12 protein-coding genes and 1 pseudogene are annotated in these 15,354 nt (G+C 64.2%); 8 read left to right on the top strand and 5 right to left on the bottom strand.

The window, feature by feature from the left end; all coding sequences use genetic code 11:
* Positions 1-3 precede the first annotated feature (3 nt).
* Genes NKJ37_RS00575 through NKJ37_RS00560 form a run of 4 tightly spaced genes read right to left on the bottom strand, consistent with a single transcriptional unit; the run spans position 4 to position 4,335 of the window.
* A complete protein-coding gene (locus tag NKJ37_RS00575; RefSeq protein ID WP_023808828.1) occupies positions 4-660 on the bottom strand; it encodes a GntR family transcriptional regulator in 657 nt (218 codons plus the stop codon).
* 13 nt (positions 661-673) lie between these two features.
* Positions 674-1,984 (bottom strand): aspartate aminotransferase family protein, encoded by a 1,311-nt coding sequence (locus tag NKJ37_RS00570; RefSeq protein ID WP_031212279.1) that lies wholly within the window; start codon positions 1,982-1,984, stop codon positions 674-676.
* Positions 1,985-3,043 carry a phosphotransferase gene (locus NKJ37_RS00565; RefSeq protein ID WP_023808830.1) on the bottom strand — a complete coding sequence of 353 codons (1,059 nt, stop codon included), beginning with the start codon at positions 3,041-3,043 and terminating at the stop codon, positions 1,985-1,987.
* Positions 3,040-4,335: an ArgE/DapE family deacylase gene (locus tag NKJ37_RS00560; RefSeq protein WP_164892806.1), complete on the bottom strand. Its 1,296-nt coding sequence runs from the start codon at positions 4,333-4,335 to the stop codon at positions 3,040-3,042. The genes NKJ37_RS00565 and NKJ37_RS00560 overlap by 4 nt, the downstream gene beginning before the upstream one ends.
* Before the next feature lie 168 nt (positions 4,336-4,503).
* Between NKJ37_RS00560 and NKJ37_RS00555 the strand changes: the two genes are divergently transcribed.
* From NKJ37_RS00555 to NKJ37_RS00520, 8 genes are all read left to right on the top strand, one after another.
* Positions 4,504-5,205 carry a GNAT family N-acetyltransferase gene (locus tag NKJ37_RS00555; RefSeq protein ID WP_245273050.1) on the top strand — a complete coding sequence of 234 codons (702 nt, stop codon included), beginning with the start codon at positions 4,504-4,506 and terminating at the stop codon, positions 5,203-5,205.
* The gene (locus NKJ37_RS00550; RefSeq protein ID WP_352628492.1) at positions 5,202-7,928 is read left to right on the top strand and encodes a winged helix-turn-helix domain-containing protein; all 2,727 of its coding nucleotides are present in this window, start codon (positions 5,202-5,204) and stop codon (positions 7,926-7,928) included. Before NKJ37_RS00555 ends, NKJ37_RS00550 begins: the two co-directional genes overlap by 4 nt.
* A gap of 82 nt (positions 7,929-8,010) precedes the next feature.
* A complete protein-coding gene (locus NKJ37_RS00545; RefSeq protein WP_023808834.1) occupies positions 8,011-9,132 on the top strand; it encodes a histone deacetylase-like amidohydrolase in 1,122 nt (373 codons plus the stop codon).
* A complete protein-coding gene (urtB, locus tag NKJ37_RS00540; RefSeq protein ID WP_352628490.1) occupies positions 9,077-9,994 on the top strand; it encodes an urea ABC transporter permease subunit UrtB in 918 nt (305 codons plus the stop codon). Before NKJ37_RS00545 ends, urtB begins: the two co-directional genes overlap by 56 nt.
* Positions 9,991-10,977, top strand: coding sequence for a branched-chain amino acid ABC transporter permease (locus tag NKJ37_RS00535; RefSeq protein WP_023808836.1), 987 nt, complete (start codon positions 9,991-9,993; stop codon positions 10,975-10,977). Before urtB ends, NKJ37_RS00535 begins: the two co-directional genes overlap by 4 nt.
* On the top strand, positions 10,974-11,678 hold the full coding sequence (locus tag NKJ37_RS00530; RefSeq protein ID WP_352772187.1) for an ATP-binding cassette domain-containing protein: 705 nt from the start codon (positions 10,974-10,976) through the stop codon (positions 11,676-11,678). The genes NKJ37_RS00535 and NKJ37_RS00530 overlap by 4 nt, the downstream gene beginning before the upstream one ends.
* 2 nt (positions 11,679-11,680) lie before the next feature.
* Positions 11,681-12,382: an ABC transporter ATP-binding protein gene (locus NKJ37_RS00525; RefSeq protein WP_023808838.1), complete on the top strand. Its 702-nt coding sequence runs from the start codon at positions 11,681-11,683 to the stop codon at positions 12,380-12,382.
* A 42-nt stretch (positions 12,383-12,424) separates the two neighbouring features.
* A complete protein-coding gene (locus NKJ37_RS00520) occupies positions 12,425-13,594 on the top strand; it encodes a substrate-binding protein (protein WP_023808839.1) in 1,170 nt (389 codons plus the stop codon).
* A gap of 44 nt (positions 13,595-13,638) precedes the next feature.
* On the opposite strand, the pseudogene NKJ37_RS00515 reads toward NKJ37_RS00520, so the two are convergent.
* Positions 13,639-15,283, bottom strand: a pseudogene (locus NKJ37_RS00515) (acetolactate synthase large subunit).
* Positions 15,284-15,354 lie beyond the last annotated feature (71 nt).

Here is a 15,354-nt window from a genome sequence, read left to right as displayed (position 1 = left end):
CGGCTACCTGGCAGCGTCAAGGTTTGCAGATAATACGGCGGCCGCCACGGCGATGTCCTCTTCTATGAAAGTCCGCACAGTGGGACCGCTGCGCCGCTCCAGCGCGGCGACGATCTTGCGATGCGCGTCGTTGGACTGCGGGATGTAGCGATCGGCCTGCATCAGCAGCTTGAGATAAGGCCCAACCCGCCCCCAGAGGTCGCGGATCATGTTGAGCAGGATCGGCGCGCCGGCATGCTGGTAGATGGCGAAGTGGAACGCCTCGTTCAACGAGAGATAGGCCCTGGCGTCGCCGGCCTCGATGGCACGCTGCATGCCGGCGAGCGTCGCCTGTATGTCAGCCAGTCCGCTTTCGCTCATCCTGGTCGCCGCCATCTCGCCCGCCAGTCCCTCGACGGCGATACGGATGCGCGTCAGTTCCTCGAAGGCGGGCGCGGACAGCAACGGCACGATGACCGAGCGGTTGTTCTGCATCTCGAGCAGTCGCTCGGCGACAAGCCGCTGCAGCGCCTCGCGGATTGGCGTCGTCGAGATGCCGAACGTTTCGGCGAGCTTGCGGATGACCAGCGTCTGCCCCGGGCTGAAGCCGCCTGAAATCAACTCCTGCTTGAGCGCGCCATAGGCGCGGTCATTCAGGGTTTGATGTTCGAGCTTCAGCATGCGTTCGGCCCGATCACCAGTTCGACAGCGCGCGATCGAGCGTCTCGGCCAGTTGCTCGGCATTGTCCCTGGCAAACGGCAGTGGCGGCCTCATCTTCAGCACATTGCCGCGCGGACCGCAGGACGAGATCAGCACGCCGTCCTCGCGCATGGCTTCGACGACCGCCGATGTCTTGGTGGCGGCCAGCGCCTCGTCACCGTCCGCCGTCAGCTCGACACCGAAATAGAGGCCGTTATGCCTGATATCGGCGACCGCGCCATGCCGGCTCTGCAGGGTGCGCAGCAGTTCACTCGTATACGCGCCGACATTGCGCGCATTCTCGATCAGCCCCTCGCCCTCGATCACCGCCAGCACGGCGAGACCGACGGCGGCAGCAACCGGATTGCCGCCGAAAGTGTTGAAATAACCGGTGTTCGAGCCGAACGAAGCGACTAGCTGCGGCCGCACGAGCACGGCGCCCATCGGGTGTCCATCGCCGATCGGCTTGCCCATTGTGACGATGTCGGGCTCGATGCCATAATTGGCGAAACCCCACATGCCTTGGCCAAGCCGGCCGAAGCCGGACTGGACCTCATCGGCGATGACGATGCCGCCGGCCTTTCTGACGTGATCCACCGCCTCGCGCATCACCGCCGCATCGGGAAAGAAGATGCCGTCGCTGGAAAAGGCCGAGTCGAGAAGGAGTGCGGCCGGCTTGATATCTTTTACGCGCATGTCCTCGATGGCGGCGGCGACATTTTTTGCGAAAACATTCGCGGCCCGGCCATGGTCGCGGAACGTGTCCGGCGCCGACACGGTGCGGTGCTGCGCGCGCACGCCCTTTGCTCCGACCGCCGCCGGCGACAGTTGCGCCGTCGCGATGGTGGCGCCGTGATAAGCGAAGTCGGTGATGATCACGCCGGTGCCGCCGCTGGAATGCTGGGCGATGCGGATGGCGAGGTCGTTGGCCTCGCTTCCGGTGCAGGTGAACATGGCGTGGCCAAGATGGGCCGGAACGGTGCCGAGCAGTTTTTCCGCGTAATCGAGGATGATCTCGCTGAGATAGCGCGTGTGGGTGTTGAGCGTGGCGGCCTGTCCGGACAGCGCCTCGACAACGCGCGGGTGGCAGTGGCCGACCGAGGCGACGTTGTTATAGGCGTCGAGGAATTTACGGCCCTGGGCATCGTAGAGCCACACACCGCTGCCGCGCACCAGATGAATAGGGTTGCGGTAGAAGGCGCGATAGGTCGGCCCAAGCAGCCTGGCGCGGCGTTCAAGCAGCGCGCGCTCCGATGCAGCCGCGTCGGCATTTGAAGGATATGGCGAGGACTGGGACACGAGCATTTACTCCGGATTGGAATGGTCGAGAAAATAGCGGCGGGCATCGGTGGATGACAGACCATCCAGCTTTTCGAGCGAGGCCCAGACCTCGGTGGCGAGGCGCAGCACATAGTCGCGCTTGGCCGGGAAGCGCTCGGCCTGCCAACTGGCGATGTTGACGATGAGCGCAAGCCGGGCACGGATCAGATCGAAGAGAATGCCGATCTCTTCCTCCTCCAGCAGCTGAACCGATTGATAGCCGGCGACGAAGCGCGCGGCCGGCGCCAACGGATGGCCTTGCGCCGGCCAGCGATAGACGGCGCCGATGGCGAGGTCGCAGATCAGCGGCGAATGGATCATGTCGCCGAAATCGAGGATGCCGCTGACGACCTCCGGCCGCGACGCGTCCATCACCACATTGTAGGAGTTCATGTCGTTGTGGACGATCTGGGCGCGCAGGGTCGGAATGATTGGCGCCGCATGCTGCTCGAAGGAGTCGATCGCGCGCTCGACCATCGCCCTCCGGCCCGGATCAGTGATGTGCACCGTCATCGGTCGTATCTTGGCGACCTTGCGGATATCCCAGAGCAGGTCGCTGCCGGCGGCCGGGTGGAAGAAACCGCGCAGCGCCCGGCCAAGGCGGGCGAGGAAGATCCCGAGATTGCGATCCTGCGCATCGGAAGTCGGCGAGCGCGACAGCAGCTGACCGGGCAGATAAGTCACCAGCCGGACGATGCGCGGTGCCGATCCACCAACACTGGCCGTAAATTGCGCTTCGCCCTCAAGGCTTTTGCGCACCGAGGGAACCGGCAAGGTGGGGTCGACTGCAAGGATGTGGTCGAGCGCCTTGTTCTGGAAGTCGGTGAAGCCGGCCTCTTCCGCCGGATGGGAAACCTTGAGGACGAACTCGCCCTCGCCGTCGGTCTGGATGTGGAAGTTATGGTCGCGTTCGCCAGGCAATGGACGCGCGGTGCCGGTCAGCCCGTAGTGCCGGCGCACGATGGCAAGCGCGTCGGTCGTCGAGACATGGGGCGCGTCCTCGGCGAGCGTTTCGCCGAAAGCATCGGGGACGGCTGCATTCATGGCTTGGCCTCGATAGGTTCGAGGCCGCACCAGTCGGCGATGAACAGCGCGATCGTCTGGGTGACCTTGCGCACCGAGTCGAGATCGACGGCCTCGTCATAGCCGTGCGGCATGCGGCAGATCGGGCCGTAGACGATCGCCGGCGTTTCAGCATAGAGGCCGAAGAAGCGCGCATCAGTGGTCGCCGAGGTGACGTGCTCCGTCAGCGGCTCGCCCCACACGGCGGTGTGGCTGCGGCGCAGCACCGCTTCCATCTCGTCGGCGCCTTCCAGCACATAGCCCTCGGCCATGAAGCCGTTGTAGGTCATCATCGGTGGGCGATTGGCCAGGAACGGATCGGCACGCGCCGCTTCGGCGATACAGGCCTCAAGCTCGGCCCTGGCGTCTTCGAGCCTCTGGCCGGGATAGGTGGCGACGCGCATCTCGAAGACACAGCGCGCCGGAACGCTCGATGTCCATTCGCCCCCTTCGATCTTGCCGAGATTGAAGCGGATCGGGTGCGGGTGATCATGGAAATGCTTGTCGTCGACCTTGCGCGCGTTCCAGACGATTTCGAGCTGCTTCAGCGCCTGGATGATGACAAATGCCTTTTCGATGGCATTGGCCCCGGCAGAAAATGCACCCGACGCATGCTGGGGATCGCCGTCGACCTCGACCCGGAACCAGATCGGCCCGACCTGCGCCCGCATCAGCCTCGGCTCCAGCGGTTCGGGAATGAAGGCGGCGTCGGCGCGGTAGCCGCGCTGCAGACAGGCAAGCGCGCCATTGCCGGTGCATTCTTCCTCGACCACCGACTGGAGATACAAGTTCGCGGCCGGCTGATAGCCAAGGCTGCGCAATGCGGCCAGCGCATAGAGGCAGGCGGACAGGCCGGCCTTCATGTCGCCGGCGCCGCGGCCATGCATCCAGCCGTCCTCGATCACCGGATCGTAGGGATCGCGCACCCAGCGGTCGAGTGGCCCTGTCGGCACGACATCGATATGGCCGTTGAGGATCAGCGAGCGGCCGGTCGCGTTTCGCGGCGTATGCGTGGCAACGACATTGAAGGCGTCGTCATAAGAAACTGCCACGGGTGAAAAACCCGGCAGGTCGCGAATCGCATCGACATCGACGCGCCACATGTCGACGGCATAGCCGTCAGCCTCAAAGGCAGCCGCCATGAACGATTGTGCGGCATGTTCCTCACCACGCTGCGAAGGAAAACGCACGAGGTCTTGCAGAAACGCTACCTGCCGCGCGAAGCCGCCATCGACCGCGCTGAGAATGGCCTCGTCCGCAATCCGCTCAGGCATTATGTTTCACTTTCATCTGAATGGTGTATCATATCTCATATGCCATTTCTGTGAAATGCAAGAGGCATACGCGCCAAACTTTCAGTCCAGGACTTGCCGTTCAATGCTGCCATGGTCTGGGGAGTTGGCATCGGATGCAGCAAGCCGATACTGCTATCTCTGGAAGACATGACGAGGAATGCGTTGATCACCGAAGACACGATGCCGGCCGAAATCACCGATCTCGCCATTGGCTACCATCGCCTGCCGGCGGGCAAGCTTGCCAATGCGGTGACGTGGATGGAGGCGCGCTCGCCGCAGCCCGATCTCGCGCACCCCTTGGCCATGACACGGATCACGCCCCCCGACTGCGCTTCCTACCGGGCGATTTTCCTAGAGATCGGCGCGCCCTGGCTTTGGGACCGTGTTTCCGAAATGTCCGATGCCGAAATCACCGAGCATTTCGCCGACCCGCGCCAGCATCTCTACTACGGCCATGACGAGACCGGCGCGCATCTCGGTATGGTCGAATTCTTCGTCGCCGACAGCAGCGAGATCGAGATCACCTATTTTGGCCTGTTCCCGTCCCTGACCGGCAGGGGTTTCGGCAAACGGCTGATGGCCGGGGCACTGGACCTCGCATGGCGTCTCAACCCGAGCCGCATCTGGCTGCATACAAGCAGCTTCGATCATCACAGTGTCATCGGGTTCTACAGTGCCTGCGGGTTCGTCCCCTTCGCGACCGGATTTGAGATCATCGACGATCCCCGGATCAAGGGAACCTTGCCGCGCGATGCCGCACCGCAGATTCCGCTGATCGAAACGGAGTGGAGCAATGGCAAGGGAGCCGCGCTTTCGCGGAAAAGCGGCAGGTTGCACGGACCTAGATGAGAACAGCTCCGCAATCCGTCAGCCAAGCGTCGCCGCACCATCGCCGATGGGTGCGCCGCGAGACCATCCTGTCGACGCTGGAGCGCCACATCGACACGCGGATCGTGCTGTTCGCCGCGCCCGCCGGCTTCGGCAAATCGACGACAATGGCGCAATGGGCCACGGAGGTCGCGCGCCACGGTCGGCTGACCGCATGGCTATCCTGCGAGGCAACCGACAATGACGAGGGCGCCTTCCTGTCGCATCTGGTGGGCGCGCTCCGCCATCTCGTCCAGAGCCCAGCGGAACTCGACCTTGCCTTCCAGTCCAGCCCGATCCCCCAGCTCGATGTCATGCTCGCGGCACTGGTCACGGGCCTTGCAGCGCGCGAAGCTGACATCACGCTGTTCTTCGACGACTACCACGCTGTCGAGGCGACGGCGGTGAAGCGGTTCATGGAGCGCCTGACCCGGCAGGCGCCGGCAAACGTCGCCTTCGTCATCGGCTCGCGCAGCCTGCCCGATCTGCAACTCGGCAAGCTCAGGGTGCTGGGCGACATCTTCGAAATCGGCCCCGACGATCTGCGTTTCGCCTCGTCCGAGGCCGAGGCTTTCTTCAACGAGAAGCTGGGCCTGAGCGTCAGCAGCGGCACAGTGGAGACCTTGTGCTCGCGTACCGAAGGATGGGCCGCCGGCCTGCAGCTCGCCTCGCTCTCGCTGAGTGCCGCACACGCACCCGAAACCTTCATCGGCAATTTTACCGGCGCCAACCGCAACGTCGCCGACTTCCTGATGGGCGAAGTGTTTCTGGAGCTGCCGCCGGCAATCGCAAAATTCCTGCTCTACAGTTCGATCTTCGAACGCTTCAGCGCCGAAGCCTGCCGGGCGGTGATGCGCGCGGCGGATGCCGAGGCGGCGATTACCGAGATCGAGACGCGCAACCTGTTCCTGGTGCCGCTCGATGAAGAGCGACGCTGGTTCCGCTACCATCATCTGTTCCGCGATTTCCTCAGCCGCGAAATGGAACGGCGCGAACCGGAGATGATCGCGCCGCTGCATCTGGCGGCCGCCGAATGGTTCGGCGAACGCAAGATGCTGACCGAGGCGATCGGGTACGCGCTGGCCGCCGGCGACCAGGCACGCGCGGCGGTATTCGTCGAAAACAACGCGCTCGACCTCATCGCCCAGTGCCAGCTTCTCTACGTGCGCCAGCTGCTCGCGCTGCTGCCTAGGAAACTGATCGACCAGCGCATCCGGCTGCAACTGGTGGTGCTTTGGCTGGCGGTGCACAGCAGCCAACCCGAGATTGCCCAGCAGACGCTGAGCAATGCGCGCAAGCTGGTCGAGACCGGACCGACTGACAGCAATGACCCAGGCACCATGACCGGCACAACGATCGAGGCCGAACTGGTGGTTCTCGCCGCTGCCGTCCACAGCACGCTGGAGCAGTTCGATCAGGCGCGCGACACAGCACTTGCGGCCCTGCGCGTCATCTCACCCGATGCCTGGTTCATGGAAGGCGCGACCGCCAATGTCATCGGCTACAACCTCTATGCGCTGGGTGACCTCGAAGGTGCCCGCGCCGCGATCGATGCGGCGCGACGGGCGCATGAGCGAAGCGGCAGCCTGCTCGGCGTCACCATTGCCAATTGCTACATGGCCGTTGTCGAGCGTTCGGCGGGCCGCTTGCCCGCCGCCGAGCGGCTGCTGCGCAACGCCATCATCGAGGCCAGGGCGCGGATCGGTGCTAATTCCTATGCCGAGGCCTTGGCCGGAACGCTGCTAGCCGAGCTCGCCTACGAGACCAATGCGTCGGGCGAAGCGCTGACCCTGGTCGAGAATCTCGGCCCGCAGATCGAGGGCGCGGCGGTCATCGTCTATCCCCTTGCCAGCGTGCCGACCTATGCCCGTGTGCTGCAGCTGACCGGTCGCACCGAAGCCGCACTGGACATGCTGGAGCGCGTCTATCAACGCGTGCGCGGCACGGTGTATCGCCGCCTGGCATCGATGATCATGCATGACCGCGTACGTGTGCTGCTCGACCAGAACCGCAATGCCGAGGCGCGCGCGCTGCTGGCCGAGCATCGCGGCGAAGAGACCGAGACTTCGACGGTCATCACCACCGCAAACGAGTTCGAGTTCTTTGCCGAGGGCCGTTTGCTGACGGCGGAAAAATCCTATGCCAATGCAGCGGGGGTTTTCGACGCGCTTCTGGAGCGCACGAGAACCAGCGGGCGCATGCGTCGCCATATATTGGCGCTGATCCTGCGAGCCAAAGCGGCCAGCGCTGCCCACGACCAACGCGAGGCAGACCGCAATCTCCTCGATGCGTTGCGTCTCGCCCAACCTTCCGGCTTCATCCGTTCCTTCGTCGACGAGGGAAGGTCTGTCGTCGAAGGGTTGATGCGGCTGCGTGCTGCCCAGGCGAAGACCGACCCCGCGCTGTCAGCCTATGCCACGCGCATCATCGATGCAGCGCAGGCGATGCCCGTGGCGGCGCGCAAGCTGGCCGCACCAGCCGCTGAGAAGGAACAGCTCACCCAGCGCGAGGCCGAACTGCTGCGCTATCTCACTGAGGGCATGTCCAATCGCGATATCGCCTTGGCGCTGTCGGTGAGCGAAACCACGGTGAAATGGCACCTGAAGAACATTTTCGGCAAGCTTGCGGTATCCAACCGGGTGCAGGCGGTGCGCGCCGCGCAAGGGTCAGCAGGCGCCTATACCCCTCCGAAAGGAGGGGCATAGATACAGGCGCAGCCCCTCTTTCGGGTCGGGCCACATGATCGTTAGCCTGCTAGCGTCACCTGGTTTTTAGAGGACGCTGCGAATGGCGACAGGCTACGTTTTTCACGAACAGCTGATGTGGCATGACACCGGCTCCAGCGCCGACATGATGCCTCCCGGCCGTTTCGTGGAACCCGGCCGCCATCTGGAATCCCCTGGCTCGAAGCGGCGGCTGAACAACCTCATCCAGGTCAGCGGCCTGTCGCGCCATCTCGTCCCGATTATCCCCGAGCCGGTCTCGGTCGAGGACCTGTTGCGCGTCCACACGCAACGTCACGTTGACGACATCAGGATGCTCAGCGAGCGCGGCTCCGGTTTCGCCGGGCCGCAGGCGCCAATCGGCCTCAACAGCTTCGACATCGCGCTGCTGTCTGCCGGCACCACCTATGCCGCGATGCGCGCCGTGCTGACCGGACGCGTCGACAATGCCTATGCGCTGGCGCGGCCGCCGGGGCACCATGCCGAGCCTGATCAGGCGATGGGCAACTGCCTGTTCTCCAACATCGGCGTCGCTGTCCGCCGGCTGCAGCATGAAGGCCTGCTTGGCCGCGCCGCAGTGGTCGACTGGGATGTGCACCACGGCAACGGCACCGAGACGGTGTTCTATTCCGACCCGTCGGTGCTGACCATTTCCTTGCATCAGGACAATCTCTACCCGACCGGGCGCGGTGCGCTGGCCGACAACGGCAAAGATGCCGGCGAAGGCTACAACATAAACATACCGCTGCCGGCGGGCAGCGGCACCGGCGCCTATGAAGCGACTTTCGACCGTGTCGTCGCGCCGGCGCTGCGTGCCTACAGACCGGACCTCGTCATCGTCGCGTCCGGCTTCGATGCGTCCGGCTTTGATCCGCTCGGCCGCATGATGCTCAACAGCGAATGCTTCAGGCGGCTCGCCGCGCGCATGGTGGCGCTGGCCGCCGAAACTTCGCAAGGGCGCCTGATGATGACCCATGAGGGCGGCTACTCCGAGGGCTATGTGCCGTTCTGCGGCCATGCCGTCATCGAGACTCTGGCCAACCATCGCACCGAAGTGGTCGACCCGTTGTCGGAGCATATCGACGAATGGGCGGGGCAGGATCTGCAGTCGCATCAGGCCGCGGCGATCGATGCCGCCGAAGGCCTGCTCGCCGGCCTGCGCCAACGTCTCGCCAGTGCGGCCTGACGCGATGGATTTTCTCATCACCACGCTGCTCAATGCGCTGACGCTGATCAGTATCCTGATGCTGGTCGGGCTCGGGCTGGCGATCAGCTTCGGGCTGATGAACGTGACCAATTTGGCGCATGGCGAGTTCGTCACCGTCGGCGCTTTCGCGGTTTATTTCGTCCAGAGCGTGGGCGGCTCGTTCTGGCTGGGCCTGGCGGCGGCGCCCGTTGCCGGCGCGGTGGTCGGCTGTATCCTCGAGTTCGCCATCATCCGCCATCTCTATTCCAGGCCGGTCTCGACCGTGCTTGCCACCTGGGGCGTCAGCCTGATCCTGCAGCAAGGGCTGGAACTGATCTTCGGGCTCGGCGCCAAGCCGGTGACGCCGCCGATCGAGGGCACGCTCGATCTTTTCTTTACCGTCTATCCGGCCTACCGGCTGATCCTGATCGGCATTGCCATGCTGACCTTGCTCGGCGTCATCCTGTTGATCAGCCGGACGCCCTTCGGTCTCGACATCCGCACCGTCATCCAGAACCGCGAGATGGCCGAAGGCGTCGGCATCAATACCCGGCGCACCTACGCCATCGCCTTCACCTTCGGCGCGGCAATCGCCGGCCTTGCCGGCGGACTGGTCGCACCGCTGGCAATCGTGCTGCCGCAGATGGGGGTGAACTATCTCGCCAACGCCTTCTTCGTCGTCATCGTCGGTGGTGTCGGCTCGATCGGCGGCCTTGTCGCCGGCAGCGTCTTCGTCGGCGGACTGACCAGCATCCTCAATTATCAGATTTCGCCGTCGCTGGCGCAGGCGATCGTGCTGCTGGCTGCCATCGTCGCTGTCCGTCTGCGGCCCAACGGCCTGTTCAACGGAGCGTCGCGATGATCGCCCGCGACCGCAACTGGCTGATGATCTTTGCCGTCTGCGTGGCGCTCGCGATCATCTATCCGTTCTTTGCCGGCGGCTATCAGTTGACGGTGATCCGCGACGCGCTGATCTTCGGCCTGTTCGCGGCGAGCCTCGACTTCTTCTGGGGCCGCACCGGAATCCTGTGTTTCGGCCACGCCGCCTTCTTCGGCATCGGCGGCTACATCATGGCGCTGGTTACGCTCAATGATGCCATCCCCTTCGGAAGCCTGCTTGGCATCATCGGTGCGGTGGCGGGTGCGGCCTTCGTCGCCGCCATCATCGGCTACTTCCTGTTCTTCGGCGGCATTCGTGGCAGCTATTTCACCATCGTCACGCTGGCCATGGGCGTCATCTGCCAGCAGGCCGCGGTTTCCTGGAGTTCGGTCACCGGCGGCGACAGCGGCCTGATCGGCATTCCGCCGATCGAGTTCGATCTTGGCGGCCTGCATGTCGATCTGAGCCAGGATCTGCCCTCCTATATCTTCGTCTCGGCTATCGTCGCCGTGACGGTGCTGGCGCTGTGGTCGATCAGCCGCGGCCGCTGGGGCACGGTGCTGACCGCAATCCAGGACAATGAAGTCCGGGCGGCCGCGCTCGGCCACAATGCGCCGTTGCGGCTGCTCGTTACTTTCGTCTTGTCGGCGGCGATCGCCGGACTTGCCGGCGCGCTCTATGTCTGCATGGCAGGACTGGTGGCGCCCGACCTGTCCGGACTGCTCCTGTCGACGGAGGTGATCGTCTGGGTGGCGGTCGGCGGGCGCGGCACGCTGCTTGGGCCAGTACTGGGCGCCATCTTCATTCAGCGCGCGCAGCAGACGATCAGCAGCTTCAACCCGAGCCTGTGGCCCCTTCTGCTCGGCTGTGTCTTCGTCATCATCGTCTTCGTCCTGCCGGATGGCATCCTGTCGATCTACGCGCGGCTGAAAGGCCTGTTCAAGGGCGGGAGGCGCGCGCAATGAGCGACATCCTGCTGCAGGCCGAGAACGTCGGTATCCGCTTTGGCGGGCTGCAGGCGCTGGAGGCTCTGAACCTCACGGTGCGCGACAAGGAACTCTGCTGCATCATCGGGCCGAACGGCGCTGGCAAGAGCACCTTCCTCAACGTGCTGACCGGCACGCTGCGTCCGACCAGCGGCAGCGTGCGCTTCCTCGGCCACGACATAGCCGGCTTGCCGCTGCATCGCATCGCCCGGCTCGGCATTGCCCGCAAGTTCCAGATCCCCTCTGTCTTCCCGAGCCTCTCGGTGGAGGATAATCTCAAGGTCGCGCGCTGGGGGGCGCCTTCGCCTGCGCGCCCGGTTGGCGAACTCTTGGAGCTGGTCGCGCTGACCAACCGCGCCGCCACGTTGGCCGGCGAACTCGCGCATGGCCAGAAGCAATGGCTGGAGATCGGCATGGCGTTGGCGATAGAGCCGCGCCTGCTGTTGCTCGATGAACCCACTGCCGGCATGACGCCGCAGGAGACGCTGGCGACGGTGCAGATGCTGCTGCGACTCAAAGGTGAATTCTCGATCGTTGCCGTCGAGCACGACATCCGCTTCGTGCGGGCGCTGAACTGCGAGACGTTGGTGCTGCATCAGGGACGCCGGCTGCGCAGCGGTCCTTTCCATGACATCGAGACCGACGAGATGGTCCGCGATGTCTATCTGGGGAGGCGCTGATCATGCTGCGAACAATGGCGGTGTCGGCCGGCTACGGTCTGCTCCCCGTGCTGAACGGCATCGACCTCAGCGTCGCGCTGGGCGAAGTCGTGGGCTTGCTCGGCCGTAACGGCGCAGGCAAGACAACGCTGCTGCGCGTCATCTCCGGCGGCTTGCGGGCAAGCGGCGGGGCGGTGGTTCTCGGAGACAAGGATCTCACCAACGCGCCGGCTTTCCGCCGTGCGCGCGCAGGCATCGCGCATGTGCCGCAGGGGCGCGGGATCTTTAACCAGCTGACGGTGCGGCAAAACCTGGAGGTCGGCACCCGCGCTGCCAAGGACCGTGGCGACGGCGGCATTCCGGCCGACATCTTCGGCTATTTTCCAATCCTGCGCGAACGCGAAGCGCAGGTCGCCGGCACGCTTTCGGGCGGCCAGCAGCAAATGCTGGCGATCGGCCGCGCGCTCTGCGGCCTGCCCTCGGTGCTGCTGCTCGACGAGCCCTCGGAAGGCATCCAGCCGAACATCGTGCAGTCGATCGCCGAACTGGTGCCGCGCATCGCCCGCGAGCGCGGCATCGCGATCATTCTTGTCGAGCAGAATCTCGATCTCGTTCTCAAGGCATCGGACCGCTGCCTGGTGATGGAGAAGGGCAGGATCGTCCACGAAGGTGCGCCTGAGACCTTCGCCGACGAGACCCTGCTGAAGGACCTGTTGGCTTTGTAAGGCGTGCATGGGGCGCGCCTGGGACTGGAAGGGAACACAACAATGATAAGCAGAAGAACTGTCTTGAAATCGGGCGGCGCTGCCGCCGCCTTCGCCATAGTCGGCGCGCCGTCGATCCTGCGCGCCGCCGACACCGTCAAGGTCGGCCTGTCGATCCCGATCACCGGACTGCAGGCGATCCTCGGCGAGACGTTGCTCAATTGCTACAAGCTCGCCGCCGCCGAACTCAACGCCGCCAACGGCATTGGCGGGCGCCAGGTCGAACTCATCATCGAGGACAACCAGACCACGACCAAGGGCTCCATCGACAAGGCGCGCAAGCTCATCAACGAAGACAAGGTCGACGTGATCATGGGCACGATCATTTCGCCTGAGCGCAGCGCCACGCTGTCGGTCACCTCGAAGGCCAAGAAGCTGTTCTTCTACCCGACCAATTTCGAAGGCGGCGAATGCAACCGCTACTTCGTCGCCACCGGCCCGATCCCGATGCAGCAGGTCGACCCGATGATGCCATGGGTGGCAGAGAACCTCGGCAAGACGATCTATGTCATGGCTTCGGACTATGCCTGGCCGCAGAAGATGACCGAGGCGATCACGGCGGCCTATGAGAAGGCCGGCGGCAAGATCATCGGCGCCGATTACTATCCGTTCGGGACCACAGATTTCGGCCCGGCCTTCCAGAAGATCAAGTCGCTGAAGCCCGATGTCGTCTGGTCGATGGTGGTCGGCAACGACGCCGTCACCCAGCTCAAGCAGTATCGCAGCTTCGACATCAAGCAGCCGCTGATCGCCCCGCTCGACGAGGTCTTCAACAAGGACGCGCTGCCGCCCGGCGTTGCGGCCGGCACCTATGCGCCGCAGCCCTACTGGATGGCGCTGGACAATCCGGTCAACAAAAAGTTCATCTCCAGCTTCCGTGAGAAATTCGGCCAGGAGAAGATGGTCAACGGCATCGGGGAGGCCGGCTACAACGGCCTGCATCTCTACGCGCTGGCCGCGGAGAAGGCGGGATCGCTGAAGGACGACGATGTATTGGCCGCGCTGCCGTCGATCGAGTTCGACGCACCGCAAGGCAAGATCCGCGTCGACGCCACCAACAACCACACACTCTGCCATTCCTATGTAGGCAAGGCGGCGGCCGACGGCATCGGCTACGAGATCGCTAAGGATTTCGGCACCATCGCGCCGGTAACGCCTTACTGCAAGGTGTAGGGTCTTCCGCCCAAGCAATCCTGACGGCGGCTTTGTCGCTGCCGTCAGGGCGTCTGCGGCGCAGGCAGACGCTCGCGCAATTCGTCGACGAGCACCCTGGTGTTTTCGGAATAGTCGATAGGCACAACGACGAGATGCACGCCGCCGCCGGTGAAGGCCTGTTCCAGCGCCGGCCGCAAGTCGGCGATCTCTGCAACCCTGGTTCCCTTGGCGCCATAAGCCTCGGCATACTTGACGAAATCGGGATTTCCGAAGGTCATGCCGAAATCCGGAAATTCGTCAACCGCCTGCTTCCAGCGGATCATGCCATAGGCATGGTCCTCGAGCAGCAGGACGACGAGGTTGAGCTTGAGCCTGACGGCGGTCTCCAATTCCTGGCTGTTCATCATGAAGCCGCCATCGCCGCAGATGGCCATGACACGGCGCTGCGGATAGAGCAGTGCCGCCATCATCGCCGACGGCAAGCCCGCGCCCATGGTGGCCAGCGCATTGTCGAGCAGGATCGTGTTTGCCATGCGCGTCCGGTAGTTGCGCGCGAACCAGATCTTGTACATGCCGTTGTCGAGGGCGAGGATCCCGTCGGCCGGCATCACGGCGCGCACGTCGTGCACGATGCGCTGCGGCGTGAAGCGATCTTCGGTGGCCCGCGCGGCGATCCGGCTCAGAATGCCTTCCCGCAGCGGCAGCAGGACCTGCGCGTTGGGGATCTTGCCCTCGATGCGGTCGGCCAGCAGCGCCAGCGAAGGGCCGAGGTCGCCGACGATTTCGGCTTGCGGGAAATAGACCTGCTCGACATCGGCTGATTGGTAGCCGACATGAATGACCTTCGGCCCCTTCGCCCCCATGATGAAGGGCGGCTTCTCCACGGTGTCGTGACCGATGGTGATGATCAGATCGGCCTGCTCGATGGCCTCGTGCACGTAGTCGCGCTCCGAAAGGGCTGCCGTTCCCATATAGAGCTCCGTGCCGCCGGGCACGGTGCCCTTGCCCATCTGCGTGGTGAAATAGGGAATTTGCGTCCGCAGCACGAACTGCGCGACGTCGGGGGTCACGCGCGGTCGCGACGCCGCCGCGCCGAACATCAGCAGCGGGCGCCTGGCTTCCAGGATCATACGGGCGGCGCGATCAAGCGCGCCTGGACTGGCCAGCGGCAGTTCGACCGGGTGCGTCGGCACCAGCGCGATCGGTTCGCACTCGGCCGCCGCAATGTCTTCCGGCAGTTCCAGATGTACGGGACCGGGACGCTCTTCCTGGGCGACACGGAAAGCTTCGCGCACCAGCGAGGGGATCATCTTCGGCGAGACGATCTGGCGCGACAGCTTGGTCAGCGGCTTCATCGCCGCGACGATGTCGACGATCTGAAAGCGCGCCTGCCGGGATGACAGGATGCCCTTCTGGCCGGTGATCATGATCATCGGCATCGCGCCGAGCAGCGCATAGGCCGAACCGGTCGAAAGGTTGAGCGCCTGGGCCAAGCGTGGTGATACACACACCCGGCTTGCCGGTAAGCCTGCCATAGGTGGCGGCCATGAAAGCGGCTGCCTGCTCGTGACGGGTCAGGATCAACTGGATCGAGGAGCGGCGGATGGATTCGACGATATCGAGATTTTCTTCGCCCGGAATGCCGAAAATCCGTTCGACCCCTTCGTTCTCGAGGGCCGCGACGAACAGATCCGAACCTTTGGTCATAAACTGTCTCTCCCGCAACATTCCGTCGGCCCCCCTTCATATGGCATCGGAATGCGACGCCTCAAAGAGGC

It is taken from the genome of Mesorhizobium sp. M0140 (assembly GCF_040322475.1).
Lineage (GTDB): Bacteria > Pseudomonadota > Alphaproteobacteria > Rhizobiales > Rhizobiaceae > Mesorhizobium.
Note: the sequence above shows the minus strand (reverse complement) of the source record. Positions and strands in the feature narration are given on the sequence as shown.

Coding starts and splice junctions, on each gene's coding strand:
- urtB (WP_352628490.1), top strand. CDS start 9,077: ATGCCGCCGAAGGCCTGCTCGCCGGCCTGCGCCAACGTCTCGCCAGTG.
- NKJ37_RS00575 (WP_023808828.1), bottom strand. CDS start 660: ATGCTGAAGCTCGAACATCAAACCCTGAATGACCGCGCCTATGGCGCG.
- NKJ37_RS00570 (WP_031212279.1), bottom strand. CDS start 1,984: ATGCTCGTGTCCCAGTCCTCGCCATATCCTTCAAATGCCGACGCGGCT.
- NKJ37_RS00560 (WP_164892806.1), bottom strand. CDS start 4,335: ATGCCTGAGCGGATTGCGGACGAGGCCATTCTCAGCGCGGTCGATGGC.
- NKJ37_RS00530 (WP_352772187.1), top strand. CDS start 10,974: ATGAGCGACATCCTGCTGCAGGCCGAGAACGTCGGTATCCGCTTTGGC.
- NKJ37_RS00520 (WP_023808839.1), top strand. CDS start 12,425: ATGATAAGCAGAAGAACTGTCTTGAAATCGGGCGGCGCTGCCGCCGCC.
- NKJ37_RS00535 (WP_023808836.1), top strand. CDS start 9,991: ATGATCGCCCGCGACCGCAACTGGCTGATGATCTTTGCCGTCTGCGTG.
- NKJ37_RS00555 (WP_245273050.1), top strand. CDS start 4,504: ATGACGAGGAATGCGTTGATCACCGAAGACACGATGCCGGCCGAAATC.
- NKJ37_RS00525 (WP_023808838.1), top strand. CDS start 11,681: ATGCTGCGAACAATGGCGGTGTCGGCCGGCTACGGTCTGCTCCCCGTG.
- NKJ37_RS00550 (WP_352628492.1), top strand. CDS start 5,202: ATGAGAACAGCTCCGCAATCCGTCAGCCAAGCGTCGCCGCACCATCGC.
- NKJ37_RS00565 (WP_023808830.1), bottom strand. CDS start 3,043: ATGAATGCAGCCGTCCCCGATGCTTTCGGCGAAACGCTCGCCGAGGAC.
- NKJ37_RS00545 (WP_023808834.1), top strand. CDS start 8,011: ATGGCGACAGGCTACGTTTTTCACGAACAGCTGATGTGGCATGACACC.